Here is a 26,433-nt window from a genome sequence, read left to right as displayed (position 1 = left end):
ATTCGTTAACCATCCCGAGCGATCGCGGCACCGGCAGCCCAGAGATCGAGCACCATCCGCCGGAGCTGAAGCGCCTCCTCCCACCGGTCCGTCGTGTCGTTGCCGTCCCGGCCGGTGATCGCATAGGGTTTCGGCCCCAACTCGCAGGTGAAGACCAGTGCGGCATCCTCGGCCGCACGGGAGCGCCAGTCGCGGAAACCGTAGTCCCACCACGCGCGGAAGAGATCGACCCAGGGGCGGTGATGCGGGAAGGAGATTTCGATCTGCACCTGCTCGCGCGAGGCGATGCGGCCATGGAAGGCCTGGGCATTGTCGAGGATGCGCCGGATCAGCGCATGGTTCTCCTGCGAGACCGGAAAGGCGAACTCCCGGCCGACCAGGAAATGCGAGAGGTCGGCGAGAAGCGGCAGGTCGGGCCGCCGGTCAAGGAGATCGAGCGTGAAATAGAGGTCCGTGGTCATCCGGTCGCGATGCGTCTCGATATAGACGGGAATGCCCGCCTCCTCGGCAAGCCGCATCCATCCGTCGAGAAGCGGCAGGCAATCCTCGATCCGGCGCGGCCGGATATCGGGTTGCAGGTTGATATGGCTGACCGGGAATTCGGCGGCCAGCTCCAGCGGCAGGCGCAGGTCGTCTATGCTGCGCGGGAAGCAGACGCCTTCGATCTTCAGGCCGGTGCCGCCTAGTGTCTCGTTAAGGCGGGTGACATCGGCGCGGTTGGTATAGTGCGCGCTGACACCGTCGAACCCTGCCCTTGCAATCATCGCGATGTTTTCTGCAAGGCTGCGTTCATGGCCATCCGTATGGCGGCGCTCCATGGCCCAGAGCGACTGGAAGACGAGCAGCGTCTGCATCAGGCGGCCCGGGCGCTCTTGAGAAGAGCCTTGAGGTTGACGGCCGGATCGGCAAGCGCCGAGAGATCGGGACGGATGCCGGCGGCAATCAGCATCTCGGCCAGCTTGACGTCCTTCGCCACCGCGTTGCCGGTGCCAAGGCCGGCCGCCGCCACGAGGCGCCCGTCCGCAAGGTAGAATTCCAGTTCGCCCCCGGCGACCGGTCGCAGGATGCTCTGGTGCCCCGGCTGGGGCAGGCCTGCCACCTGCAGGCCGAGATCGTACTGATCGGACCAGAACCAGGGCAGGGCGGCAAAGGCCTCGCGGGTGCCGGTCATGTTCCGTGCGGCCGTCTCGGCCTGGCTGCGCGCATTGCGCCAGCTCTCGAACCGAATGGCGCGGCCGCCCGGCTGGGAGACGGCGGCGCAGTCGCCGGCGGCGAAGATATGCGGATCGCTCGTGCGCAGGAAGCTGTCGGTGAGGATGCCGTTCGCCGTTGCGAGCCCTGCCCTCTCGGCAAGCGTGATATCGGGCAGAACGCCGATGGCCGAGATGACAGTGCCGGCGGGAACGCGACTGCCATCGGCAAGCATGACGGCATCGGGGGTGATTTCGGCAATGCCAAGGCCGAGATGAAAATGCACGCCCTCCTCCCGGTGCCGGGCGTGCAGCCTTTCGGCAAAGCGTGGCGGAACCGCCCGTCCGAGCGGCCTGGGCGCTGCCTCGATGATGCTGACGGCAATGCCCTTGCCCCGCAGCACCGCGGCAAGCTCCATGCCGATCAGCCCGCCGCCGATGATGGCGACAGGCCCGCCGGTTTCAGCGCGGGAAAAGAGGGTCGCGGCATCGCGATAGGTGCGGAAGTCGAGCGTGCGCTCGGCGCCGGGGCATGCCAGCCGGCGGGTCTGGGCGCCGGTGGCGAGCAGGAGTTTGCCATAGGGCAATGCCCGGCCGTCGCTGAGCGCTATGCTGCGGGGGGCGGCGTCGATGCGGATGGCGGCAAGGCCCTGGTGATAGGCAATGCCGGCGGCTTCCAGCGCCTCGGACGTGCAGATCGTCTTCATCTGCACGGCTCCGCCCAGCGGCTTGGAGAGCGGCGGACGCTCGTAGGGCAGGTGCGGCTCCGTGCCGATCAGCGTGACGGCGCCGGAAAAGCCGGCTTCGCGGGTGGCGAAGGCTGCGCGGGTGCCGGCCTCGCCCGCCCCGATGATGACGATATCGTCCATGCTGGTCTCCGTGGAAAGGGACCGGCGCGGGGGCGCCGGTCGGGGAGGATCAGTTCCGGCTGGCGTAGTCGGCCATGTTCTTCGGCGTCACGAGCTCGAAGGGCACCCAGACCTGCTTTTCGATCGCCTCGCCGCGCACCAGCGCCACCGCGGCATCCACCGCGCTTGCCGACTGGCCCTTGGCGTTCTGGAACACGGTCGCGTCGAGGTCGCCCGCCGCCATGGCGGCAAGACCGTCCTGCGTCGCGTCGATGCCGATGACGATCACGTCGTCCATGGAGACGCCCGCCGCCTTCAGGGCCTGGATCGCGCCGATCGCCATTTCGTCATTGTTGGCGAAGACCACGTCGATGGGCTGACCCGCGGTGATCCAGTTGGTCGTCAGGTCCATGGCATTGGTGCGCGTCCAGGCGCCGGACTGTTCGTCGGCGATGGTGACGCCCTTGCAGTCGCTGGCGGCCAGCGCGTCCTTGAACGAGGAGGTACGGTCGCGCGAGGCCTGGTGGGCAAGGTCGCCCATCAGGATATAGACCTGCGCATCGCTCGCCTTGCCCTTTTCCTTCAGCAGGGAACAGGCGGCCTGCGCGCCGAGTTCGCCGGAATCGGTCTCCTTCGACCCGACATAGGCCTGCTTTTGCGGCAGCGCGCCGACATTGTCGGGTTCGAGATTGAGATAGACGAGCGGGATGCCGGCCTTTTCGGCCGCCTCGCTGATGCCGGGGGCGGCGGAGGTGTCCGTCAGCGTCATGATGATCGCGTCCACCCCTGCGGCGATGAAGTTGTTCACCTGGTTGAGCTGCTTGGAGATGTCGGTCTGGGCGTCCTCGACCTGGACACTGACGCCGTCGACCTCGGCGGCCCGCGCGCCGATCCCCTCGCGCAAGAGGGTCTGGAAGTTGTTGTCGAAACTCTGCATCGAGACGCCGATCGTCTCCGCTGCGGCAGCACTTCCCATCAAGGCGGCCAGAGCGGCCGCCAGGCACATGGATTTCATGGTATCCTCCCAATGTGGGTGCCGGTCCACCCGCTCGCACGCCGGAGGCCCGACGGGCCTGCTTGTCGGCACGCCGCCCTAGCCGAGGGCGACGCGAACCTCTCCGTCGATCACTTCGGCGGGATAGGTTTTCAGGTTCTCGCAGGCCGGCAGGCGCAGGGCCTCGCCGGTGCGATAGTCGAAGGCGCCGGAATGCTTGGGACATTCCACCTCGAAATCCATGACCAGCCCTTCGGCAAGATGGATCGCCTCGTGGGTGCAGAGGCCAGCGGTGCAATAGACGCTGTCATCGGGCGCGCGGTAGATCGCGTAGGTGCGGCCGCCATGATCGAAGCGGATGGCGCCTTCCTGCTCGATATCGGTGAGCTTGCAGGCTTGAACCCAGGTCATTCGGCGGCTCCCTGGGCTTCAGCGTGGGCCTTGCGGGCGGCGAGCTTTTCCTTGCGCCTGCGGTAGCGCTCCTGCATGCGGGCCTCGCCTTCCGCCGAGCCGTCGTGCCAGGTGCCGAACCATTTATCGAGCGGGATCAGGGCGTCGCCGTAGTTCACCTCGAAATATTTGTGGTGCAGGTAGTGTGCATAGGCGTGGCTGTCGACCAGCGTCTCCTCGCCGACCTCCACCTTGTCGAAGCCCACATGGCCGGGGATGGCGCCGAAGCCGGCATAGTGGAGCTGGTAGAGCATCAGGACGGGGTTCGACGGCAGGATCAGGTGGTAGAAGGCGGTGCCGAGATAGAGCAGGTGCTCGACCGGATGCATCGACAGCGACGACCACGGCGACGGGTTCACCGAATTGTGGTGGACCGAATGCACCCACTTGTAGAGGAACGGCGTGTGGATGAGCCGGTGGATGCAGAAGAAGTGGAACTCGTGGATGATCGGCACCACGAGGGCGACGAGTGCCAGCGTCCACGGATTTTCGGCAAAGCTCAACCAGGGCGCATAGCCATTGGCATAGGCCCAGAGCATGGCGACCTCGATCGTCGTCCAGATGGTGACGCCCGAAAGGAACGTGCGCAGGATGTTGTCGAGGTTCTGGCTCTCGAACCAGAAGGCCGTGTTCTTCTGGTCGGCGGGGAACTTTCCGTTGTACTTGAAGCGGTTTTCCTGCCGCTTGAGCACATAGAGATGCAGCTCGAAGGCGCCGTAGAAGAGAAGAACGCAGACTGCGTTCACCGCATAGAGCCAGGCGGCCCAGCCGATGCCGAGCCTCTGCATCGTCTCGACCGGCGGGACCACCCAGGCCCAGTAGGCAACGGCAGAGGCCGCGAAGATGGCGTTCCACGGAAAGAAATAGTGCGGCAACCACTTGAGGATCGCCAGGAAGCGGGGCGGAAAGGTAAACAGCGGCGCGGTTTCCACCGGCTGGTTCGGCGCCCAGTCCCCACGCTTGTTGCGCGTTCCGTATTTCAGATCGTCCATTGCGCTCTCCCTCGGACGCGCGGGTGCGTCGGCACCCGCGGAATTTCCCTGTCGGAAGGAGCGCATGCCGCGCCGCTCGCCGCGTTACGCCTTGCGCAACGCCGGCTTTCCTCCCGACTTGGAAATTATCAAGAGCTCGCTGGAATGCCGAACGGTTCCTTGATCAAATCAGATCAGAGGCCTTCGGCGGTGATGGTGATGAAGCGGATGGGGCTCGGGTCTGGTTCGACATCCGTCAGGCCGATGCGACGCAGGACGAGATCGAGCGCGCGCTGGGCCTGCGCTTCCGGCGCCTGGTCGAGAACGACATCCATGATGCCTTCGCTGAGCGCCGTGCGGGTATAATCGGTCAGCTCGTGCCCGACGAACAGGATGTCCCTGCCCCGCGGATGGCGACGCAGCACGCTGATCAGCGCGGAATTGGCCCCGCCGGCATTGTAGAGGCCGACGAGACCGGGATATTTCTCCAGCGCGATGGCAAGGGTCTCCGCGCTGAAATGCTCCTCGTCCCGGGTGAAGCCGAGCCATTCGAAGGTAATCGGGCCGGGATGGGCGGCGAAATAATCGGAAAAGCCGCGGATGCGGTCGCGGTGTACCTGGTAGATCGGATGGCAGAGGGCGACGACGGGGCCGTCTGTCCGGGCCATGCGGGCGATGAACCAGGCGGCCGTCCGCCCGGCGGCCTGGTTGTCGATGCCGACGAAGGCGCCGGTCTTTTCCGAGGCGCGGGTGACGACATGCACGACGGGCACACCCTGGGCCGCGACCGCCTCCACCGCCGCCTTGATGAGCGGGCTGTTGGGCACGGCGAGGATGAGGCCCGCACGCGGCAGGTCGGTCGAGCGGATATGGCGCGCGATCTGCTCCGGGTTCATCTCCTCGGTGAAGCTGCGATGCACCACGACCAAGGGATCCAGTGTCGCGGCGATGCGCTCGAACGCCTTGGACAGGCGCCTGTAGAACGTCGTCTCGGGACGGACCATCAGGACCTCGATGCGCAGCAAGCCGCGATGTGCATCGGGCAGCGTGCGGGGATAGTTGAGGCTGCGGGCAGCGATCACCACCTTCTCGGCCAGCTCGGGGCGCACGCCGCCGCGCCCGTTCAGCACCCGCTCCACCGTCGCGGTGCCGACCCCGGCAAGGCGGGCAATGTCCCTGTAGTTGGACTTGCTCATTGTATCGCAGGCTCCTCGAACCGGTCCGTGCTTCGCCGCGCAGGCCTTGCGCCTGTCGCGGGTTTGCGCATGAATGCACCACCAAATCGCCGTCTCCAACAGGCCCATTCTCGACAAATCTGTCGATGAGCCTGCAGAACTGCAAGGCATCGGTGGAATGCGGCGCGGATGGCAGGATGAAACCCGATTCGGCCGCCAAGCGTGCCGGGCCGTTGATGCGGCCGCGGTGCGCGGGTGTTGCGGAGGATCGGACAGCTTGCTGCAGATGCCTGTGATGGGGCGAAAAAGCAATGCTGCGGCAGGGTGTTAGCCTTTTGCAGCCGTCTCACGGCGATTGGCTGGCGGGTTGTTAACCTTAAAAACCTTGTCCCCTCTAGAGAATCGCACATAATCCCGCTTATGTAGCCTTTTACGGCTGAAAATCGTTATCTGAGAGAATGACCGTTCATGAACGCTAATCCGAGCGCTTCGGTGCACAACCTCGTGAATTTCGAGGACCAGATCCTCGAACAGGGCGATCTGATCTCGAAGAAGCTGCACCTGCTCAGCGTGCAACGATTCCCGCCGAATGCAAGGAAGACGTTGCGGTCGTTCTCGCTTGCGGAGGTGGCGCATTATGTCGGCGTTTCGCAAAGCACCCTGAAGAAGCTGCATCTCGACGGCAAGGGACCCTCCCCGCAGACTTCTCCGTCCGGTCGCCGCTCCTATACGGCCGAGCAGATGCTGGAACTGCGCCGGTATCTCGACCAGCACGGCCGTTCGGAAAGCCGCATGTATGTGCCGCATCGTCGCAACGGCGAAAAGCTGCAGGTGGTCGCCGTCGTCAACTTCAAGGGCGGCTCCGGCAAGACGACGACCGCGGCGCATCTGGCGCAATATCTCGCCCTGACCGGGCACCGGGTGCTGGCGGTCGACCTCGACCCGCAGGCCTCGCTCTCCTCCCTGCACGGCTTCCAGCCGGAACTCGACCAGGTGGCGTCGATCTACGATGCCATCCGCTATGACGGAGAGAAGAAAGCGCTTGCGGACATCATCCGGCCGACCAATTTCCCGGGGCTCGATATCGTCCCGGCCAATCTCGACCTGCAGGAATACGAATACGACACGCCGCTCGCCATGGCGGACAAGTCGTCGAACGAGGGCAAGACCTTCTTCACCCGCATCTCGCGGGCGCTGGCCGAGGTGGACGACAAGTACGACGTCGTGGTGATCGACTGCCCGCCGCAGCTCGGCTACCTGACGCTGACGGCCCTGACGGCTGCGACCAGCGTGCTGATCACCATCCATCCGCAGATGCTGGACGTCATGTCGATGGGCCAGTTCCTGCTGATGCTGGGCGGCATCCTGAAGCCGATCCGTGCCGCCGGTGCCGAAGTCAATCTCTCCTGGTACCGCTACCTCATCACCCGTTACGAGCCGATGGATGTGCCGCAGGCGCAGATGGTCGGCTTCATGTCGACCATGTTCCACGAATTCATGCTGAAGAACCAGATGGTGAAGTCCACGGCCGTCTCCGACGCCGGCATCACCAAGCAGACGCTCTACGAGGTCGAGCGCGCCACCATGAACCGTGGAACCTATGATCGCGCGCTGGAATCGCTCGATGCCGTCAATGACGAAATCGCCGATCTCATCCATCGCTCCTGGGGGCGCTGATTTGTCGGCTGACAAAATCGGTATTTATTGAAGGAAAAACAATAGGCTGAGGCCTATCGGAACTGACAAGATGGCAAGAAAGAATCTCCTGGAAGGCCTGGCTGCACTGCCGGATGACAATACGGTGACCGCCTCCTATCCGATGCGGGGCGCCGGAAAGTCGCTCGTGCGTTCGCTCGACGAGCTTGCCAAGCAGGCGGACCGCTTTCTCGAAGGCGAGGCGGTCGTCGAGTTCGATCCGGACCTGATCGACGATTCCTTCGTGCAGGATCGCCTGGCACAGGACAATGACGATTTCCGCGAGCTCGTCGAGGCGATCCGCGAGCGGGGTCAGGACACGCCGATCCTCGTGCGGCCCCATGCGACGGCGGCCGGGCGCTACCAGGTCGTCTTCGGCCACCGGCGGCTGCGGGCAGCGCGCGAGCTCGGCCGCAAGGTCAAGGCGGTCGTCAAGTCGATCGACGACCGTACCCACGTCATCGCGCAGGGCCAGGAAAACTCCGCACGCGCCAACCTGACCTTCATCGAGCGGGCGCTCTTCGCGCGGCGCCTGGAGGATCTGGGGTATGATCGGGAGGTCATTTCCTCGGCGCTGGCCGCCAATGCGGCGGCGATTTCCAAGATGATGTCCGTCACCGAGCGCATCCCGGCCGACATCATCCGCGCGATCGGCGCGGCGCCGGGCATCGGCCGGGAGCGCTGGGTCGAGCTTTCGCTCCTGGCCGGCAAGGCATCCAACAATGACAAGGTGCGCAGCATCGTCCGTGACGCCGACTTCCAGGCGCTGGCGCCGGACGAGCGCTTCCTGGCGCTCTATGCCGCGCTGAACAAGAGCACGCGCCCGGTCCGGAAGGCAGAGCCCGCTTTGGCCAAGGCCAAGTGGGAGCCGCAGGACAAGGCTGTGCTGGCGGAGATCAAGAACAGCGGCAAGATCTTTTCGCTGTCGATGAAGGCGAAGAATGCCGCCCGGTTCGGTGACTTTCTTTCGCGCAATCTGGACGCGCTCTACGCGCAGTTCCTGGACGAGGAAAACAAGGGAGACTGAACAGCAAAAGAAAAAGGCCCCCAAGCGGTTGCCCACGTGGAAGCCTCTCTCAGAACTAAGCACTCCGAGAATCGCATTTCCACGAATCACAGTCAAGAGTCTTTGGCACCCTTTTTGGTGAGCAGATTTCTTTTGCCTTTTGGAAGGTGAAGGAAATGCACAGTGGACATGTGACGACGCCCTTCGGGCGGCGGCCGATGACGCTTGCGCTGGTGAAAGGCCAGTTCGAGACGGCCAATATCAAGCGTGGGAAATCCGCCGACAAGTGGAAGATCTACCGCGACGCCTGCGATGCGCGATCCCTGATGGGGCTGCGCGACCGGGCGCTTGCGGTTCTCAACGCGCTTCTTTCGTTCCATCCCGAGGTGGAATTGAAGGAGGACGCGAACCTTATCGTGTTTCCCTCCAACGCGCAGCTCTCGGCGCGGGCGAACGGCATTGCCGGCACGACCCTTCGCGAGAACCTGGCGCTTCTCGTTCAGGCGGGCCTCATCCACCGCCAGGACAGCCCCAATGGCAAGCGCTACGCGCGAAAGGGCAGGGACGGCACGATAGAGACGGCTTACGGCTTCAGCCTCGCGCCCTTGCTCGCCCGCTCGGAAGAGCTTGCGCAGATGGCCCAGCAGGTGGCCGAGGAACGCCGACGCCTGAAGATCGTCAGGGAACGCATCTCCATCACGCGCCGGGATATCCGGAAGCTGATCTCGGCGGGGATGGAGGAGGGGGCTTCAGGCGATTGGGGCCTCATCGAAGACCACTATGTGGCGGCTGTCGCCCGGCTGCGTTTCGCAAAGCATGCCACCGAGCTGGAAGGATGCCTCGACGAACTGGCCCTGTTGCGGGAAGAGATCGTCAATATGCTGGAAGATCAGCTTATTTCAAAAAAAACCGACGCCAATGATGCCGAATACCGTCAGCACAAACATAATTCAAAACCCGAATCCATCCATGAACTTGAACCTCGCTCTGAAAAAGAGCAGGGCGAACCGTCCGTTTCCAACAGGGAACGCCCTGTCGAACCGGTCAGGTCGTTCCCGCTGGGGATGGTGCTGAGGGCATGCCCGGAAATCGGGATGTACGGACCGGACGGCGCGATCGCCCACTGGCGGGACCTGATGGCGGCGGCGGTGGTCGTCCGCTCCACGCTTGGCGTCAGCCCGTCGGCCTATCAGGAGGCCTGTGAAACCATGGGACCGGAAAACGCGGCCGTCGCGATCGCCTGCATTCTCGAAAGGGCAGGGCATATCAACTCGCCGGGCGGCTATCTGCGCGACCTGACGCGAAAGGCGGCGCGCGGCCAGTTCTCGCTCGGCCCAATGCTCATGGCATTGCTCCGGGCGAACGGTAAGGGGGTGCCTGTCGGGAATGTCGGTTGAGGCTGCTGGTCAATGTTGGATTAACATGTGCACGGTAGGTTCGTTTCGCGAACTTCGTGGAGCAGGTGCGGAATGACTCATATCCGGCAGGTCCTTATGGGCAATCTTGCCTGCGCCGCGCTGCTGGTTTCAGCCTGCATGCATGGGAGCGATCGGTTCCATCGGCTTGCGCCACGACAGGAACAGGTCTGTTTCGGCATCGTCCTCAGCCTTGGCGCGATGGTCTTGATGATGCTCTCGGTGCGGTTCGAGCCGAGCACGGCTCTCATTGAGGGTTCGACCTTGTTCGGCGGGCCGGCTGTGCTCTTGCTCTCCATCCTGGATGCCGGCGACGTTCGGCTCTTTCTTGGCGGAGAGAATGGGACGGTGCTCACGGACAACGGGTTTGTCGCGGCTTTCGGGCTGCCGTTGTGGTGGCTGGTTACGCGGGGGAGGGGAGCCGGGCTTTGGCGAAGGCTTGTGACGAAAAGGTCCACTTTACAGGAAAGATGCAAGGCCCATCTCCATTACACTATAAGACACGCCGACCGGCCTCAGTCGCTTTTCGAGCCTGTGGGGCACCGGCATCAGGCGTTACATGATGTCGGTGTCGGCGAGAAATGCGCCTGCAGGACGGTGTCCGATGGCACCCAGAGGGGAGAATGCAAAAGCCCGGACGAGACCCTGGATTTCCTGTTGGATACCAGCTTGCCGTACGGTGACGCTGATGCTCCCGGAGCGAAGTTTTTGCCGTCCTTGTCGTCCAGACGGATACCTCTTCGTTGAAAAGAAAGACGACCGATAAGGCAATCTTATCCATTGTTATGGGGATGCGATGCACCGTGCGGTTGAGGCCTGAATGAAGGGAATAAACCGCACAGTTCCATAAGGTGTGTGGTCATGGATTCGCACGACATTCCGCCTGTTCTTCCCTCGTAATCCTCGCAGGTTTGCCCGACGGGGTCCTGCCGCGAAGCTGCAGCCTCGCGCTATCGTAGCTGCGCCGCGGCCAGGCGTTCCATTGCGAGGCATGATTGTCGATACGGAGACGACAGGCCTTACTGCTCGCAAGGACGAAGCTCAGCGCTGAGGAGCATAAGTGGCTCTCGACGACGTCAGACGGGCCTGGCTGCAATATACCTACTGGCACCAAAGGGCGGATCGCCTTGGAACATTGGCGATTTCCGGGCGCCGGTTCGCGCGTACGAAAACATTAACTTGTCGTGATATAAGCTGTATCCGGGAGATAGCCGAACACCGCTGGGTGCGAGGGCCTGTCGAGGACGATCGACTGTCGGCCGGTGCGGTTCGAGGCTGGTCGGCCCGTCTGCTGTTGCAGGCCGACGAGGCGTCCGGGCATCCCGAAGCTCGGCATGATGCCGTCATGTTCTCCGTCGCATGAGTGTCGGCGGCCGCGTCGTTTTCCGGCGCGGAGAGCATCGCAATCCGTTCATGCAGGTTGGTGAAGGCGGGATGAAGGACGAGGCAGCCAGTGACAGCAAGGCCGGGACAGGCCTTCGCGCCTTTGCGCCCGCCCTTGCGATGGCTGTCCTGACGGCGACCGGACTGGGCGCTGCCGAATTGGCCCCGCCGTCGACCGGGCAGATGGCGGTCGTGTTCCCGCCGCTCACCGGCGAGGCGGCCGCCTGGCGGCGTGTCACCGAAGCCGGCGGGACGATCGTCGGTCCTTCCCGTTTTTCGAACGTGGTCATCGCCTATGCGAAGGACCCGGATTTTTCATCACGCGTCCGCTCCCGTGGCGCGCTCTTCACGCTTGCGGCGACCGGCCTCTGCCGGTCCGTCGACGGTCAATCCAGATCAGGCGCAGGTGACACATGACGCTCGACAACATCCGCAGGAACGCCACCATCGCGCTTTGCGCCTTTATCGCCATCCTGGCGGGCTGCGTCCTGGCAACCGATCTTCTCCTGCAGGGCGCGTTTGGCCTCGGCTCCGGACTTGCCGTGGCCGGCCTGCTCGGCCTCGGCGCCACCTGGTTCCTCGCCCGCCACGGCGACGCGCTCCGGCTCATGGTCGTATCCGTCCTGGTGGCCGAGATCGTCGCCCTTCTCATCGTTGCCCGCAATCATCCCTGGCAGACGGACATTCACATGATGTTCTTCGCAGCGCTTGCGGTCAGCGCCCTGATGTACGATGTCCGCGTGATCCTGCTCGGCGCCGGTCTGGTCGCGCTCCACCACATCGGCCTCGGCCTGTTTCTCGATACCTTCGTCTTCTACGGCGGCGGAAGCCTCGAGCGGGTCATGCTGCATGCGGTCATCCTGATCCTCGAAACGGTGGCGCTCGTCTGGATGATCGAACAGACGCGCAAGCTTCTGGCCTCCGCGGTGGAGAAGGGCGAGGAGGCCCGCCAGGAAGCCGGGCGCTCGGCCGATCTCCTGGAAGTCGCCCGAGATGCCCAGAGCCAGATCGAAGCCATCTCCCGCTCGCAGGCCGTCATCGCCTTCTCCACCGACGGGGAGGTCCTCACCGCCAATGACCTTTTCCTTTCTGCGCTCGGCTACGAGCTTGGCGAGATCGTCGGGCGGCACCACAGCCTCTTCGTCGAACCGTCCCATGCGCGCAGCGCCGCCTATGCCGATTTCTGGAAGAAGCTGCGTGCGGGCGAGTTCGTCGCCGAGGAATTCCTGCGCATCGGCAAGGCGGGCAGGGAGGTCTGGATCCAGGCGTCCTACAACCCGATCCTCGACAAGGACGGCAAGGTGGTGAAGATCGTGAAGTTCGCCACCGACATTTCGGGTCGCGTGCGGGCCGTGCGCGAAATCGGCGCAGGCCTCGGCCGCATCTCTACGGGCGACCTGGCCTGTGAGATCAGGGAGCCGTTCATTCCCGCGCTGGACAAGCTGCGCGAGGATTTCAACCATTCGGTCAAGACGCTGTGCAGCACCTTGCAGGCCGTCGGCGGCAATGTGGTCACTGTCGATGCCGCCGCAAGCGAAATCAGTCACACGGCCGCCGACCTGTCCAAGCGCACCGAGCAGCAGGCTGCGTCCATCGAGGAGACGGCCGCCGCGCTCGAACAGATCACCGCCGTGGTGAGCACGACCGCAAAACGGGCCTCGGAGGCCGGGCGGCTCGTTGCCGAATCCCGGCAGAGCGCCGAGCAATCCGAAACGGTTGTCCGCAGGGCGATCACCACGATGGGCGAGATCGAGCAATCCTCCCGCGAGATCGGCTCGATCACGGAGATGATGGACGAGATCGCGTTCCAGACGAACCTGCTGGCGCTGAATGCCGGCGTCGAGGCCGCCCGCGCGGGCGAAGCCGGCAAGGGCTTCGCCGTCGTCGCGCAGGAGGTCCGTGAACTGGCGCAACGCTCGGCCACGGCTGCCAAGGAAATCAAGACCCTGATCGCCCGGTCGGAACAGCAGGTGAAATCCGGCGTGGCGCTTGTGGGCGAGACCGGAACGGCTTTGCAGGCGATCGTGGGCAATGTGCAGGAGATCAGCCAGCACGTCACGGCCATTGCCGAAGCGGCGCGCGAACAGGCCGTCGGCCTGCATGAGGTCAACAATGCCGTGTCGATCATCGATCAGGGCACGCAGCAGAACGCGGCGATCGTCGAACAGTCCTCGGCGGCGAGCCGGAGCCTCGCGACAGAGGCCGAGCACCTGAAGCAGTTGCTTTCCGGGTTCCAGCTTGGCGGCCGTCCCGCCGGTGCGCAGTGTCAGATCCCGGCGACCGGGAGACTGCCGCCAAGGGCGGCCTGAGCGGGCCGCGGTATTTCCGGAACTGCCATATCTCGAAGTCCCGGCCCAGATCGACGGGTTTGCGGACGCTGAAATCGAGAGCGGCCGGGTGGTCGATGTGGTTCGGCATCAGCCGGCAGGCGCTGCCGGCGTCGCCCGTTTCGAGCGTCGTCAATGATCTCCTCGTGGTCCCGTGGCCGCATTTCGACACCGTCGACCGGCTGTAGAGAGGATTACGAGGGAGGACTCGCACAACATATTCGAGCACGGCCGAAAAGCGCTCGGCAGAGACCTCCAGCCTTGCAGACGGAAACGCTTGCCTGCAACAGTCGCTGGCTCGGCTTGATTTCGCGCACGAAAGCTGACGATCGGAAAGGCAGAAACGTAAGATGAATTCACAGACGTCAAGGAAAACTGGCTATGAATCCCTGTTAACCGGATTTCCCGGCCGCACGGATCGGGGTTTCCTTGGATGGAGTACGACGGTTCTCCTGCGGACGGCAGCCGGCTATGCGCTCTTCGATACCGGCGCTGCCGGAGACCGTCCCGGGCTTCTCAGCGCGCTGGCCGCGAGGGGAGTTCGAAACAGCGATATCAAGACCATCATTCTTTCGCATCTGCACTTCGACCATGTGGCGAATGCCGAATGCTTCCCGCAGGCCGAATTTCTCCTCCATGAAACGGAACGCGACTATCTTGAAAATCACGGCGCGGCCGATCCCGCGGTCCCCTTGTTTCTTGCAGAAACCCTGTTGCGACAGCCCCAGCTCCGCCTGATGTCCGGGGAGCCGGAAGTCTTGCCGGGGATTCGCGTGCTTTGCACCCCGGGACATACCGGTGGGCATATTTCGCTTTCATTGACCGTCGACGGCAAGCAAGTCGTGCTTGCGCAGGATGCGCTCAAACATCGCGGTGAAGTCACTGCCGTGACCCTGACGGGCGCCTTCGATGCCGAAGCCGCGCGGAAAAGCATCGACCGCATCCTGGCGATGGCCGACATCATCGTCCCTGGCCACGATGTCCCGCTCGCCCGCACCGACGACGGGTTCCGCTCCCTTTCCACCTGCCGTGAACGGATCGAGATCGTGCCGGGCGGCCAGTCTCACGCCCTGACGGTCCAGTAATCCGGTTGGGAATAGGCGTTCTGCAGCGTCTCGACGAAGAGACGCGCCGACTTCAGAGGCCGGTCACGGGGATAGACGGCGGTGATATCGAAGCTGGGCAGCGCATAGTCGTCGAGAACGGTGACGAGGCGGCCGTCGGCGATCTCGGCGCCGATTTCCCAGGTCGACCGCCAGGCCAGACCCAGCCCGTCGCGGGCCCAGCGGATCAATGCATCGGCATCGTTGCAATCGATCGTGCCCTCCACCTTCACGGAAACGGGCTTGCCGTTCTCCTGAAAAAGCCATTCCCGGTGCAAGCCGGCCCGCAGGTTGACGCAAAGGCAGTTGTGCTGCCCGAGATCCTCCAGCGTCCGGGGCCGGCCGAAACGTTCGAAATAGGCCGGCGTCGCGCAGACCACGCGCTTGTTGCTCAGGAGTTTCGTCGTCACGAAGCTTCGATCGATGACGTTTCCGATGCGGATGCAGAGATCGTATTCGGCCGTCGTCGGATCGACATAGTCGTTGGAAAGATTGAAGGAGAGCTGCACGTTCGGATGCGCGGCGAGGAAGGCTCCGGCATGCACGGCCACGTGATGCCGTCCGAAATGCGGCGGTGCGAGCACGGTGAGGCGCCCCGTCACCTGCGCGATATCGGGAAAAATCTCCGCCTCGCGCACATCGATTTCGGTGACCAGTTCCTGACAGTGCTTCAGGAAGAAGACGCCCTGCTCCGTCAGGGAAAGGTGCCGGGTCGTGCGGTGCAGCAAGCGGATACCGAGCCGCCGCTCGAGGCTGTCGATGTACCGGCCCAGCATGGAGGAGGTGATGCCTTCCTTGATGCTGGCGGCCGCCAGCGAGCCTTCCTTGACGACGGCGAGAAAGGCCCGCATCTCCTTGTAACGATTCATGGCGCCTCCCAGTAGCCCGGCCGGGCATAGACGGTTCGCAGCCATTCGATGAGCAGGCCGATCTTTGCCGGAAGGTGCGGCTGCACCGGATAGACGGCGGTCACGTCGTAGCCCGGCGGCATATGGTCGTCGAGAACCGTCACGAGCGCTCCGCAAGACAGTTCGGCGGCCACCTCCCAAAGCGAGCGCCAGCCGATCCCGCGCCCCTCGCGCAGCCACTGCGCCAGGACCTCGCCATCGTTGCACGAGAGCGTCCCCGACGGCCTGAACGTGACGGGCCGGTCGTCGACCAGGAAATGCCAGCCGCGCGGCTGGCCGCCATATTCGTTGAAGGCCAGGCAATTGTGATGGGCCAGATCGGCCGGGACGAGCGGGGTGCCACGCTCGCGCAGATAGCCGGGCGCCGCGCACAGGATGGCTCGGTTGGTCGCAAGCCGGACCTGGACGAGGCTCGTGTCGATGACCGGCCCCAGCCGGATCGCGACCTCATAGCCCTCGCGAACCAGATCCGTGATATGATCGCTGAGATTGAGGGAAACCCGCACGTCGGGGTTCTCCCGCATGAAGGGCGGAAGGTGGGGGGCGACATGGCGACGGCCGAAGGCGGCGGGCGCCGACAGGATCAGATGGCCTGTTGCATATTTCCTGCCGTCCGAGACCAGCCGTTCGGCGGTTTCGAGACGCGTCAGTATCACCTTGCAATGCCTGTGGAACTCCTCCCCTTGCGGGGTGAGGTCGAGCTTGCGGGTCGACCTCACCAGCAGGACCCCGCCCAGCCGCTCCTCGATCTGGCTGATGCGCCGGCCGATGATGGCCGGCGTCAATCCAAATTTCCGCGCAGCGCCGGCAAAGCTCTGCTCGGCGACCACCGCCACGAAGGTTTCGATTTCACGAAGCTTGTCCACGGTTAATCCGATACTTTCAGTACATAATGAACTGCATTTTTTGCTTCTTATCAATCATAAAGTTTAGATTTAGCATCCCTGTGAAAGTGAAGGCGGCCCGCTCGCAGGAGCCGTCCCAAGCTTTGGGGGGCGTGGAGGCGCCCATCCGCCAACAACAGGGAGGAACGTTGTGAACATCAGCAAAATGATTTTGGGGCTCGGCATGGCCGGCATGCTGGCAAGCCCATCCTACGCCCAGGACAAATCCGGCGATATCACCATCGTGCTGTCATCCGCCGTCGACGTGGTCGAACCATGCCACATGAACTCGACGGGCTATATCGGCCAGGTCCTCAAGGCCAATGTCGTCGAGACGCTGACCCGCATGGATCCCGAGACCAGCGAGATCAAGCCCAACCTCGCCACGGAATGGAAGCAGATCGATCCGCAGACCTGGCAGATCACCCTCCGTCAGGGCGTGAAATTCCAGGATGGCACCGATTTCAATGCCGATGCGGTGATCGCAGCGCTCAACCGGCAGTTCAGCCCCGAGCTCCAGTGCCGCGACACCATCCGCCTGTTTGCCAAGACGACCATCGAGGCGAAGGCTCTCGATCCCTATACCGTCGAGATCAAGACCAGCACGCCCATGCCGCTGATGCCGACCACGCTGTCGCAGATCGGCATGACGGCGCCGGGCACCAGCACCACGGAAGCTACGAAATCGCCCGTCGGGACCGGCCCCTATGTCTTTACGAGCTGGGATCCGGCCAGCAGTCTGGTCCTGACCCGCTTCGACGGCTACTGGGGCGACAAGCCGCAGGTCAACCAGGCGACCTATGTATGGCGTGAAGAGCCGGCCCTTCGTGCATCGATGATCAAGGTTGGCGAAGCCGATCTCGGCCTCCAGATCGCCCCACAGGATGTCGACGCACAGATGGATGTCGGCTACCTCAACGCCGATACGAGCCGCATCCGCATCTTCATGGACAAGCCACCGCTGAACGACATCCGCGTTCGCAAGGCTCTCAACATGGCGTTCGACCGCAGCGCTTTCGTCGGCAGCATCATGAGCGCCGATGCCCTGCCCGCCAGCCAATACATGCTGCCGAGCGTCAGCGGTTATGACGACGGTCTGAAGCCCTGGCCCTACGATCCGGAACAGGCAAAGGCGCTCGTCGAAGAGGCCAGGGCCGCCGGCGTTCCGGTAGACGCGCCGATCGACCTGTACGGCAGTCAGTTCATGCAGGCGAACCTGGATGAGATGCTCCAGACGCTCACGCAAAGCTGGCAGGAGGTCGGCCTCAACGTTCAGATCCGGATGGTGGACAAGATCCAGCACTCCGCGATGCGCCGCAAGCCCTATCCGACGGACCGCGGCCCGACCATGGTGCATGAACTGCACGACAACACGGCGGGCGACGCGTTCTTCACGATGATGGTCTACTACACCTCCGAAGGCGCGCTTTCCAACATCTCCGACCCGGCACTCGATGCCGTGCTCAATGATGCCAGCGTCTCGACCGGCGACAAACGCCGCTCGCTCTTCCAGCAGGCCAACCGGACGATCCAGCAGGAGGTCGTTCCCGATATCATGCTGTTCCACATGGTCAGCTACATGCGCATCGGACCGCGCGTCAGCTTCAAGCCGGATTTCACCACCGGCGGCCAGCTCGAACTTGCAGCGATCAGCCTGAAATAACCCCCAAGACGAATGGGAGAGGCGGATACGCCGCCTCTCCGTCTCTACTCAATGCAATCCGCTCGAACGGAAGGTACCAGCATGCCTATCTACAAGTGGGACAACAAGTCCTATGAAGGTCCTCACGTCCTGGACAACCCGCCGCCATTCCATGAAAAGCTCTGCGACTACGGTGCGCGTCCCTACTGGTCCCCGGATGGAAAGCGCATCGCCTTCGTGGAAAAGGCCTATGGCGACGTCCACGAGATCGACCTCGAAACGCGGCAGATCCGCAATCTGACCGGCGGCCTCGGCGACCATCATGCGTTCCTGCGGGTGCTTTTCCTGCCGAACGGCGATTATCTTCTGATCGGCCCCAAGGAATTCAAGGATCATCACGTCAGCCGCTACGTGGAGTCGGAACTCTGGTTCATGGACCGCGAGGCGAAGACACCGCCCCGCCCCCTCGGCCTGACGATCTTCGAAGGCATCGGCGTCTCGGCCATCGCCAACCGCATCACCTATTCCCGGCATGGCGAGCACGATCCGCGCCTCGGCAAGTTCGAGGATTTCGAATGCTACGTGTCGGAGATCGACTACGGGCCGGATGGGCCGACGATCGGCGCGACCCGTCCGATCTACCGGAACGTCACGGGATTGCGCCGCCCGGAACCGCAGGATTTCCGCAACAACGACACGGAAGTCATCATGGCCGAATATATCGGCCCGCGCGATCGCAGCACCACCTGGAAGACCCAGACACGGGGCATCGACCTGAAAACCCTCGATGTCCGCACCTATATCGACGAACCGCTCACCCACAACGAATGCGAGGGCATCTTCCCCGACCAGGAGCATATCTGCCTGGAATCCTCCTGCGACTTCGTCGACCAGTTCCCGCCGATCGATCTGTGGAAGCTGAAGCTCGACGGGTCCGGGCGCCGCGTGCGCATGACGCGCTTCTTCGACCGCGCGCCCTGGCGCGCCAGCAATTCGAATGTCAGCCCGGACGGCAAATGGCTGGCCTTCATGGTCAATACCTATACGAGCGAACCGGGTTTCGGCATGGGCATCGGCCTGATGGATCTCGAAGCCTGGGAAAAGAGCGACTACGCACAGGAATGGGAGACGCCGGAAGATCGTGCCGTGATCCGGAAAAAGGACGGTACCTTCGCGGAAATCAAGTAGGCCTTCATCCGGGACGGTGTCCGTCGGCCGGGGAGGGCTGGCGGATACCCGTTAGGAATGGATGGATGAAGGGAAAGGGAGGAACATCTTGCGCGGTTATATTGGGTCGAGAGTGGCGCACAGCGCCATTTCCATGGTGGGGCTTGTCGTCCTTGTCTTCTTCCTGGCGCGGCTGACCGGCAATCCCGCCGATATCTACCTGCCGGTCGAAGCCTCGGCCGAGGCCAGGGCCGCCTTTTCCGAAGCGCATGGCTTCAACGATCCGCTGATCGTGCAGTTCTGGCATTTCGTCCGGGATCTCGCCCATCTCGACTTCGGCACCTCGCTGCGCCAGGATCGGCCGGTCCTCGATCTGGTGTTCGCCGCATTCCCGACGACCCTGCTGCTGGCGTTCTTCGCCATGTTCTTCGCCCTGGTCGTCGCGATCGTCTCGGGGGCGCTCGCCGCCCAGAGGCCCAACGGTATTCTCGACCGTTTCGTCAACGTCATCTCGCTTGCCGGCGCAAGCCTGCCGAATTTCTGGCTGGCGATCGTCGCCGTGCTCGTCTTCTCCGTCTGGCTCAGATGGCTGCCGACCTCCGGCACTGGCGGTTTCGTCTACTGGATCCTGCCGATCATGGTGCTCTCCATCCGCCCCTGCGGCCTGATCGCCCAGGTCGTACGGGGATCGATGATCAGCGCCATGTCGTCCGCCTATGTGAAGACGGCGAGGGCCAAGGGGGTCCGCAGCTCGACGATCATCTTCGTCCATGCCCTGCGCAACGCGATGCTCCCGGTCATCACCGTCGCCGGCGACCAGGCGACGGGAATGATCAACGGCGCCGTGGTCATCGAGGTCATCTTCGGCCTGCCCGGCATCGGCAAGCTGATGATCGACTCGATCCAGTATCGCGATTTCGCGATGGTGCAGGGCGGCGTCATCATCACCGCGGTCGCCATCTTCATCCTCAATATCGCGATCGATCTCTCCTATGCGCTGCTCGATCCGCGCATCCGATATAGCTGAGGCGACGACATGCGCACCACCATCGCATCCAACGGCCAGCCGAGCCGGTCCACCATCCGCCGCTATCTGTCGTTGCTATGGCACGACAAGTTCGCGGCGGCGGCGGTCCTGTTCCTCCTCCTGGTCTTCTGCGCCGCCCTTTTCGGGCCGGCGGTCTTCGAGGCCTCGTCCAACAGGATCAACCTCATCGCCCGCAACGCACCGCCCCTGTCGTTCAAATACGGCTGGGCCTTCGTCCTCGGAGCGGACTCGCTCGGCCGGTCGATCCTTCTTCGCCTCATCGTCGGGGCGCAGAACACGATGCTCCTGGCCGCATCCGCCGTCATCTGTTCGCTGGTCATCGGGTCCTTCCTCGGCTTCATCGCCGGCTACCGCAACGATTGGACCAGCGCGGTGATCATGCGGGTCGCCGACGTCGTGATGAGCTTTCCCTCGCTCCTCCTCGCGCTGATCGTCCTCTATGTCCTCAAGCCCGGCATCGCCAACGTCATCCTCGTGCTCGCGATCACCCGCATTCCGATCTACCTGCGCACGACGCGGGCCGAGGTGCTGGAGGTCCGCGAACGGACCTTCGTGACGGCGGCGCGGATCATGGGCGCCTCGCCGCGCCGGCTCATCTGGCGGCATATCCGCCCGACCGTCACGCCGACCCTGATCACCATCGCAACACTCGAATTCGCCTTCGTGATGCTGTCGGAATCGAGCCTCAGCTTCCTCGGCCTCGGCATCCAGCCGCCCGCCTTCACCTGGGGCGCCATGGTCGCCCAGGGGCAGAGCTATCTCAGCACCGCCTGGTGGGTCGCCTTCTGGCCCGGCGTCGCGATCACCCTGACGGCAATGTCGCTCAATCTCTTCGCGAACTGGCTGCGCATCGTCGGCGATCCGGTGCAGCGTTGGCGGCTGGAATCCAGAAAGAAATCTTCATGACCAGGAACGACCAACATCTCGTCGAAATCCGCAACCTCTCCGTCGAATTCCATACGCAGGAAGGCACGGTCCAGGCGGTTCGCAATGTAAGCTGGCATATCGACCGCGGCGAGACGCTTGCGATCCTCGGCGAAAGCGGATCGGGCAAGAGCGTCAGTTCATCGGCGCTCATGGGCCTGATCGACATTCCACCGGGCCGCATCACCTCCGGCGAGGTCCTCTATCGCGGCGAAGACCTGCTCAAGGCCTCCTATGAACGGCAGCGGGCGTTGAACGGCTCGAAGATCGCGATGATCTTCCAGGACACGCTTGCCGCCCTCAACCCGGTTTATCCCGTGGGCTGGCAGGTGGCGGAGACGTTCCGCGCCCACGGCGTCGACCGCCAGAAGGCCAATGCCAGGGCGCTGGACCTCCTGGAGCGGGTCGAACTGCCGAATGCGCGTGCGCGCTTCAACGATTATCCACACCAGTTCTCGGGCGGACAGCGGCAGCGCATCATGATCGCCATGGCGATCGCGCTCGATCCCGACCTCCTGATCGCCGACGAGCCGACGACGGCGCTCGACGTCTCCGTCCAGACCCGCATCCTGCGCCTGCTGAAGGAGCTCCAGCGCGAACGGGGCATGGGCCTGCTGATGATCACCCACGACCTCGGCATCGTCGAGGGTCTTGCCGACCGCGTCGCGGTCATGAATGGCGGCGAGATCGTCGAGACCGGCCCGGTGAACCAGGTCTTCAACGCCCCCCGACACGCCTATACCCGCAATCTGCTGAATGCGGTTCCGGGCAAGCACAGTTTTCCGGCATCCGCCCCCGAGGGCGTGCGGGCGGAACCGCTGATCGCCGTCAAGGACCTGTCGAAGGGCTATCCGAGCGCGTCGAGGTCTCCGGCCATCATGGCGCTCGACAAGGTGTCCTTCACGCTCGCGCGCGGGGAAACGCTCGGCGTCGTGGGCGAATCGGGCTCCGGCAAGTCGACGCTCGCCCGCACGCTGCTCGGTCTCGAAAGGGCGTCGGGCGGCACCGCATCCTACAGGGACTGCGACATGCTGCGGCCGACGGAGGCCGACCGGACGATTCTGCAGCGCCAGATCCAGATGGTGTTCCAGGACCCGACCGCATCCCTCAACCCGCGCATGACCGTCGAGGAGATCATCTCGGAACCCTGGGCCATCCACCGCGACGTCCTGCCGAAAAAGGAATGGAAAGGGCGGGTCGGCGCGCTTCTCGAACAGGTCGGCCTGACGAAGGAACATGCCCAGCGCTATCCGCACCAGTTCTCCGGCGGCCAGCGGCAGCGCATCGCCATCGCGCGGGCGCTCGCCCTGCGGCCGGATGTCATCATCTGCGACGAGGCGGTCTCCTCGCTGGACGTGTCCGTCCAGGCGCAGATCATCGCGCTTTTGAAGAACCTCAAGGACGAGCACGGCCTCTCCTACATCTTCATCGCTCACGACCTGCCCGTGGTCCGCAGTTTCGCCGATCGGGTTCTCGTCATGCGGAAGGGCCAGATCGTCGAGCAGGGCAGGACCGACAGCCTCTTCACCGACCCGCAGCACCCCTACACCCGCGAACTCCTTCAATCCGATCCTGTTCTCGGCAGCCATGTGGCCGCCTAGGCGCGCGGCATCCGATCGTCCAGCGTGCAGCGCAAGCCACCCGAAGCGTCCGCTTTGCGGCGCATTCCAATGGAGACTTCAATGACATCGCACTCCCAATACAGTTGGCTCCGATCCTCGCTGGTGATGATCATGACGCTTCGCGAGAGCGATGCGGGAAGCTGGAACACCGAGAAAATGGCCGATTTCGCCAAGTCGTTCTCGCTCGACGCGCTGGGATTTTCGGTGGGTGGCATCATGGCCTTCTATCCGAGCGACATCCCTCTGCACCCCCGCGCCAAAACCCTCGGCGAGCGGGACCTCGCCGCGGAGATGATCGCCTCGCTCGCCAAGCGCGGTATCCGGCCCATCGCGCGCATCGACCCCAGCATGGCCTCCCGCGCCCTCTACGCCGAGCGGCCGGAATGGTTCGCCCAGGACAAGTCGGGGGCTCCGGTCGAGGTGCACGGCCATTTCATCACCTGCCCGAACGGCGGCTACTACAACGACTTCATGATCAGGGTCGTCGAGGAGATCCTGACGCGCTACGCCTTCGACGGCCTGTGGGCGAATGCCGCCCAGTTCTCCCCGTGGCACACGCCGCAGTGCCACTGCACCGTCTGCCAGCAGAAATTCCGGGCGAAGACCGGCAAGGCCATTCCCGACGAGAACTGGAACGATCCCGTCTGGCGCCAATACAACGAATGGCGCTACGAATGCATCGCGGAATGGAACGCCCGTGTTCAGGCCGCGAAGATGCGCGTGCGGCCTTCCTGTGCCTGGATGCCCCTCAGCCAGGTCGCAGAATCGTGGGATCATTCCCGCGTCGGCGGATGGGACCTCGACTATACGGAACCGCACCAGGACGGCATCGTGCTGGAAGCGCAGCGGCGCTATGCGAACATGTTCTGGCCGGGCCTCGAAGCGCGCTACATGCGCAGCCTCGCGCCCGAAAAGGGCGGCGGCATCACGACCAGCTACTTCCTGCCCTGGTGGCGCTTCTATCGCGTCCCGGTCGCGGAGAACCGGATGTGGGCCGGCCAGGTCATGGCGCAGGGCGTCATGCCGTGGATCCATGTAACGGGCTACCAGAAGGAACAGTTCGACCACCGGGGGCTGGACGGCCTGCGCGAGACCTTCGCCGTCTTCGACCGCAACCGGGAAACCTATATGGAGGCGAAGCCGGTGGCCGATCTCGCCCTTGTCTATTCCCGCCACAGCCTCGACAATTTCGGCCACAAGGACCCGGCCGCCCGCTACCTCGATCATTTCCGAGGCGCCTACAACGCCATGATGGACCAGCGGCTTGCCTTCGATATCCTCAGCGGCAACCGCCTCACGGCGGAGATGCTGGCGCGCTACAAGGCCGTGATGCTTCCGAACGCCGCCTGCCTGTCGGATGCCGCCTGCGCGGCGCTCGAAACCTATGTCCGGAACGGTGGCCATCTCGTCTCGACCTATCGCAGCGGCGACTTCGACGAGATGGGCGCCCCCCGGGAGACGACACTCCTCGGCAGGCTGATCGGCGCGAAGGGAACCGGCGTCACCTGGAAAAGCCTGCGGGCGGCCTATGCCGCGATCCGCGACCCGTCGTCGCCGCTGCTGGCCGGGTTCGAGGGAACGGATCTGCTGCCGGTGGCCGGCGATATCACCTTCATGCGCACCGACGACCAGCCGGCCATTCCAGCGCCCCTGACCCTCGTGCCGCCGGTGGAAGGGGAGGTCGGAAGCGGGATTTCGGTGCCGGAATTCAATACGATCGATCACGTCACCGACTATCCGATGATCGTGGACCGCCGCGTCGGCAAGGGCCGCATCATCCATTTCCCCTGGCAGCCGGACCTGATCGGCTTCCGTTACGGCTTCAGGGATCTCTTCCGGCTTATCGCCAACGCAGTAAGACAGGCGGAGGGCTGGCGCGATGTCGCGACCGTCAAGGGGCCGGGCCTGATCGACCTCTCCGTCATGGAAAAGAGCGACCGGCTCGTCGTCTCGCTCGTGAACTTTTCCGCTCCGGGCAGTTTCAACACCGGGCAGCGGCGCATCATCGAGGAACTGATCCCTCTCCACGATCTCGAAATCACCGTCGACGTGCCGTCATCCTTCAGAAGGGATCGCGTCCGGCTCGTCTTTGCAGAACGCGAAATCCCCGTGACGCGTCTGGACGGCAATCGCATCCGGTTCACCCTGCCGCGGCTGGAGGCCATGGAAACCATAGAAATGCTCCTTGGATAGCCGCGCCGCGGCTCTGAAAACCGGCGCCATCCGGTTACGCACAGGAAGGAACAAAAGTGGGCACCATCATCAAATCGGTCCAGGCCTTTCAGGTCACCTGGGTGGAGAACGAACCGCCGGGGCGCAGGACGGCGATCGTGCGCGTGACGACGCAGGACGGGCTGGTCGGCTACGGCGAAGCCTCCCCGATGCTGGGCGGCGAGCATTCGCTCGGCATCGTGCGGGATTTCGCGGGTTCGCTGGCCGGTCTGGACGCGTTGGACCAGGCCGTCATCTGCGACAGGCTGCTTCACAAATATGTAAAGCTCGGTCCGGAAGGCGCGGTGACGGGCGCGCTTGCCGCGCTGGACATCGCGCTCTGGGACATCAAGGGCAAGTATTTCGACCTTCCGATCTACAAGCTTCTCGGCGGGGCGTGGCGTACCGAGCTGCCGTTCTATTCGTCGGTCGGAAGGAATGCCGGCCGCACCGTGGACGAGACCGTGCGGGCGGTCGAAGAGCGGCTGAAATCCGAGCGTCCCGCCGCCGTCAAGATCCGCTTGGACGGCGACCGCACGCGGCAGGACCATGACATCCCCGGCGATATCGCGAAGGCCAAGGCGGTGCGCAAGCTGGTCGGAGACGACTTCTCCCTCGCCTTCGACGCCAACAACCAATATTCCGTCGGCGGTGCCATCCGTGTCGGCCGCGCGCTCGAGGAGCTTGGCTATATCTGGTTCGAAGAGCCGGTCCAGCACTACAATGTCCGGGCCATGGGGGAGGTTGCGCAGCGTCTCGACATTACCGTCTCGGCCGCCGAACAGTCCTATACAATGCAGGCGGTCGTCGACATGATCAATGCCGGCGTGCGCATGGTGCAGCCCGACATCATCAAGATGGGGGGCATCACCGGCCTGATGCAGTGCGCCGCCATCTGCTTTGCCCACGGCGTCGAACTCGTGCCGCACCAGACCCAGCCGACGATCGCCCATGCGGCGAACCTGCACCTGCTCGCCACCCTGATGCACAACACCAAGCCCGCGGAATTCTCCGATCCGTCGACGCGCATGCACGTCGCCTTCGCCAATCCCCCGATCCCGGAGAACGGAATGTTCAAGGTGCCGTCGGGACCGGGCCTCGGGCTCGTCGTCCATGATGGCGAACTGCAAAGACGGCGAAGCTGACGGCTTTGCGATCCATCCCGTCCTGTCCATAGCCTTGGATTCTGTCTCATCGGATGGCACGGCCCCAAGGGTCGCACGATCGTTGCCGTGCTGCACGACCTCAACCACGCCTGCCGCTACGCCGCCGTGTCGGAAGGCAGGCCGCAGGACATCGTTTCCGAAGACCTCGTCGCGACCGTCTTCGGCCTTTCCGCCCTCGTCATCGACGATCCCGTCTCAGGGACACCCCTGGTCGTGCCCGGGGGGCGGAAAATGCGCCCCGGCCCGTGAAAAGCTGTGCCGAATATGGGAGAAAGGGCGACCTCGATCGTCTTAACAGATAGAA

Annotated in this window: 22 protein-coding genes and 1 pseudogene; 15 read left to right on the top strand and 8 right to left on the bottom strand. The window is 63.8% G+C overall.

Translation table 11 applies throughout. The features are described 5' to 3' along the window. Positions 1-5 precede the first annotated feature (5 nt). The 6 genes from EV665_RS26405 to EV665_RS26380 all read right to left on the bottom strand — a co-directional run bounded on the left by EV665_RS26405 (position 6) and on the right by EV665_RS26380 (position 5,649). Positions 6-854, bottom strand: a complete 849-nt coding sequence (locus tag EV665_RS26405) for a sugar phosphate isomerase/epimerase family protein (protein WP_133036355.1) — start codon at positions 852-854, stop codon at positions 6-8. Next, complete coding sequence (locus EV665_RS26400; RefSeq protein ID WP_133036354.1) at positions 854-2,059, bottom strand: NAD(P)/FAD-dependent oxidoreductase; 1,206 nt, start codon at positions 2,057-2,059, stop codon at positions 854-856. The genes EV665_RS26405 and EV665_RS26400 overlap by 1 nt, the downstream gene beginning before the upstream one ends. A 49-nt stretch (positions 2,060-2,108) precedes the next feature. Continuing rightward, entirely contained in the window at positions 2,109-3,053 is a 945-nt protein-coding gene (locus EV665_RS26395) for a substrate-binding domain-containing protein (RefSeq protein WP_064333905.1), read from the bottom strand. 78 nt (positions 3,054-3,131) lie between these two features. Next, positions 3,132-3,443: a MocE family 2Fe-2S type ferredoxin gene (locus tag EV665_RS26390; protein WP_064333906.1), complete on the bottom strand. Its 312-nt coding sequence runs from the start codon at positions 3,441-3,443 to the stop codon at positions 3,132-3,134. Further along, positions 3,440-4,474: a sterol desaturase family protein gene (locus EV665_RS26385; RefSeq protein ID WP_133036353.1), complete on the bottom strand. Its 1,035-nt coding sequence runs from the start codon at positions 4,472-4,474 to the stop codon at positions 3,440-3,442. Before EV665_RS26385 ends, EV665_RS26390 begins: the two co-directional genes overlap by 4 nt. Positions 4,475-4,647: 173 nt before the next feature. Then, the gene (locus EV665_RS26380) at positions 4,648-5,649 is read right to left on the bottom strand and encodes a LacI family DNA-binding transcriptional regulator (protein WP_133036352.1); all 1,002 of its coding nucleotides are present in this window, start codon (positions 5,647-5,649) and stop codon (positions 4,648-4,650) included. 447 nt (positions 5,650-6,096) lie between these two features. Between EV665_RS26380 and repA the strand changes: the two genes are divergently transcribed. The 7 genes and pseudogenes from repA (at position 6,097) to EV665_RS26345 (ending at position 14,539) form a co-directional block, all read left to right on the top strand. Then, entirely contained in the window at positions 6,097-7,305 is a 1,209-nt protein-coding gene (gene repA / locus EV665_RS26375; RefSeq protein ID WP_133036351.1) for a plasmid partitioning protein RepA, read from the top strand. 70 nt (positions 7,306-7,375) lie between these two features. Beyond that, positions 7,376-8,350, top strand: a complete 975-nt coding sequence (repB, locus tag EV665_RS26370; protein WP_064333910.1) for a plasmid partitioning protein RepB — start codon at positions 7,376-7,378, stop codon at positions 8,348-8,350. 155 nt (positions 8,351-8,505) lie between these two features. Continuing rightward, entirely contained in the window at positions 8,506-9,726 is a 1,221-nt protein-coding gene (repC, locus tag EV665_RS26365) for a plasmid replication protein RepC (RefSeq protein ID WP_133036350.1), read from the top strand. A 955-nt stretch (positions 9,727-10,681) separates the two neighbouring features. Beyond that, positions 10,682-10,783: pseudogene (locus tag EV665_RS32915) on the top strand (3'-5' exonuclease); the annotation flags it as partial. Positions 10,784-11,103: 320 nt separating this feature from the next. Beyond that, a complete protein-coding gene (locus EV665_RS26355) occupies positions 11,104-11,544 on the top strand; it encodes a hypothetical protein (protein ID WP_133036349.1) in 441 nt (146 codons plus the stop codon). After that, on the top strand, positions 11,541-13,436 hold the full coding sequence (locus EV665_RS26350) for a methyl-accepting chemotaxis protein (protein WP_281048284.1): 1,896 nt from the start codon (positions 11,541-11,543) through the stop codon (positions 13,434-13,436). The genes EV665_RS26355 and EV665_RS26350 overlap by 4 nt, the downstream gene beginning before the upstream one ends. Positions 13,437-13,804: 368 nt before the next feature. Next, positions 13,805-14,539, top strand: coding sequence for an MBL fold metallo-hydrolase (locus EV665_RS26345; protein WP_133036348.1), 735 nt, complete (start codon positions 13,805-13,807; stop codon positions 14,537-14,539). Here the strand turns inward: EV665_RS26345 and EV665_RS26340 are convergent. Together EV665_RS26340 and EV665_RS26335 are read right to left on the bottom strand one after the other, a co-directional pair. Next, positions 14,518-15,426 carry a LysR family transcriptional regulator gene (locus EV665_RS26340; RefSeq protein ID WP_133036347.1) on the bottom strand — a complete coding sequence of 303 codons (909 nt, stop codon included), beginning with the start codon at positions 15,424-15,426 and terminating at the stop codon, positions 14,518-14,520. The two genes, EV665_RS26345 and EV665_RS26340, sit on opposite strands and share 22 nt — an antisense overlap. Further along, complete coding sequence (locus EV665_RS26335; protein WP_133036346.1) at positions 15,423-16,331, bottom strand: LysR family transcriptional regulator; 909 nt, start codon at positions 16,329-16,331, stop codon at positions 15,423-15,425. Before EV665_RS26335 ends, EV665_RS26340 begins: the two co-directional genes overlap by 4 nt. 169 nt (positions 16,332-16,500) lie before the next feature. On the opposite strand from EV665_RS26335, the gene EV665_RS26330 reads away from it, so the two are divergent. The 8 genes from EV665_RS26330 to EV665_RS26295 all read left to right on the top strand — a co-directional run bounded on the left by EV665_RS26330 (position 16,501) and on the right by EV665_RS26295 (position 26,378). Beyond that, positions 16,501-18,012 carry an ABC transporter substrate-binding protein gene (locus EV665_RS26330; RefSeq protein ID WP_084438620.1) on the top strand — a complete coding sequence of 504 codons (1,512 nt, stop codon included), beginning with the start codon at positions 16,501-16,503 and terminating at the stop codon, positions 18,010-18,012. Between the two features lie 81 nt (positions 18,013-18,093). Then, a complete protein-coding gene (locus EV665_RS26325; RefSeq protein WP_210234680.1) occupies positions 18,094-19,179 on the top strand; it encodes a TolB-like translocation protein in 1,086 nt (361 codons plus the stop codon). A gap of 88 nt (positions 19,180-19,267) precedes the next feature. After that, a complete protein-coding gene (locus EV665_RS26320) occupies positions 19,268-20,185 on the top strand; it encodes an ABC transporter permease (RefSeq protein WP_162853166.1) in 918 nt (305 codons plus the stop codon). 9 nt (positions 20,186-20,194) lie between these two features. After that, a complete protein-coding gene (locus EV665_RS26315) occupies positions 20,195-21,112 on the top strand; it encodes an ABC transporter permease (protein ID WP_133036343.1) in 918 nt (305 codons plus the stop codon). Next, the gene (locus tag EV665_RS26310) at positions 21,109-22,731 is read left to right on the top strand and encodes an ABC transporter ATP-binding protein (protein ID WP_133036342.1); all 1,623 of its coding nucleotides are present in this window, start codon (positions 21,109-21,111) and stop codon (positions 22,729-22,731) included. The genes EV665_RS26315 and EV665_RS26310 overlap by 4 nt, the downstream gene beginning before the upstream one ends. An 81-nt stretch (positions 22,732-22,812) precedes the next feature. Next, complete coding sequence (locus EV665_RS26305; RefSeq protein WP_162853165.1) at positions 22,813-24,945, top strand: alpha-amylase family protein; 2,133 nt, start codon at positions 22,813-22,815, stop codon at positions 24,943-24,945. 56 nt (positions 24,946-25,001) lie between these two features. After that, positions 25,002-26,108, top strand: a complete 1,107-nt coding sequence (locus EV665_RS26300; protein WP_133036340.1) for a mandelate racemase/muconate lactonizing enzyme family protein — start codon at positions 25,002-25,004, stop codon at positions 26,106-26,108. Positions 26,109-26,195: 87 nt separating this feature from the next. Next, entirely contained in the window at positions 26,196-26,378 is a 183-nt protein-coding gene (locus EV665_RS26295; protein ID WP_133036339.1) for a hypothetical protein, read from the top strand. Positions 26,379-26,433 lie beyond the last annotated feature (55 nt).

Origin of the sequence: Shinella granuli, assembly GCF_004341885.1 — a bacterium.
GTDB classification, from domain to species: Bacteria; Pseudomonadota; Alphaproteobacteria; order Rhizobiales; family Rhizobiaceae; genus Shinella; species Shinella granuli.
The sequence above is the reverse complement of the archived record's forward strand: the minus strand, read 5'-3'. Positions and strand labels throughout refer to the sequence as shown.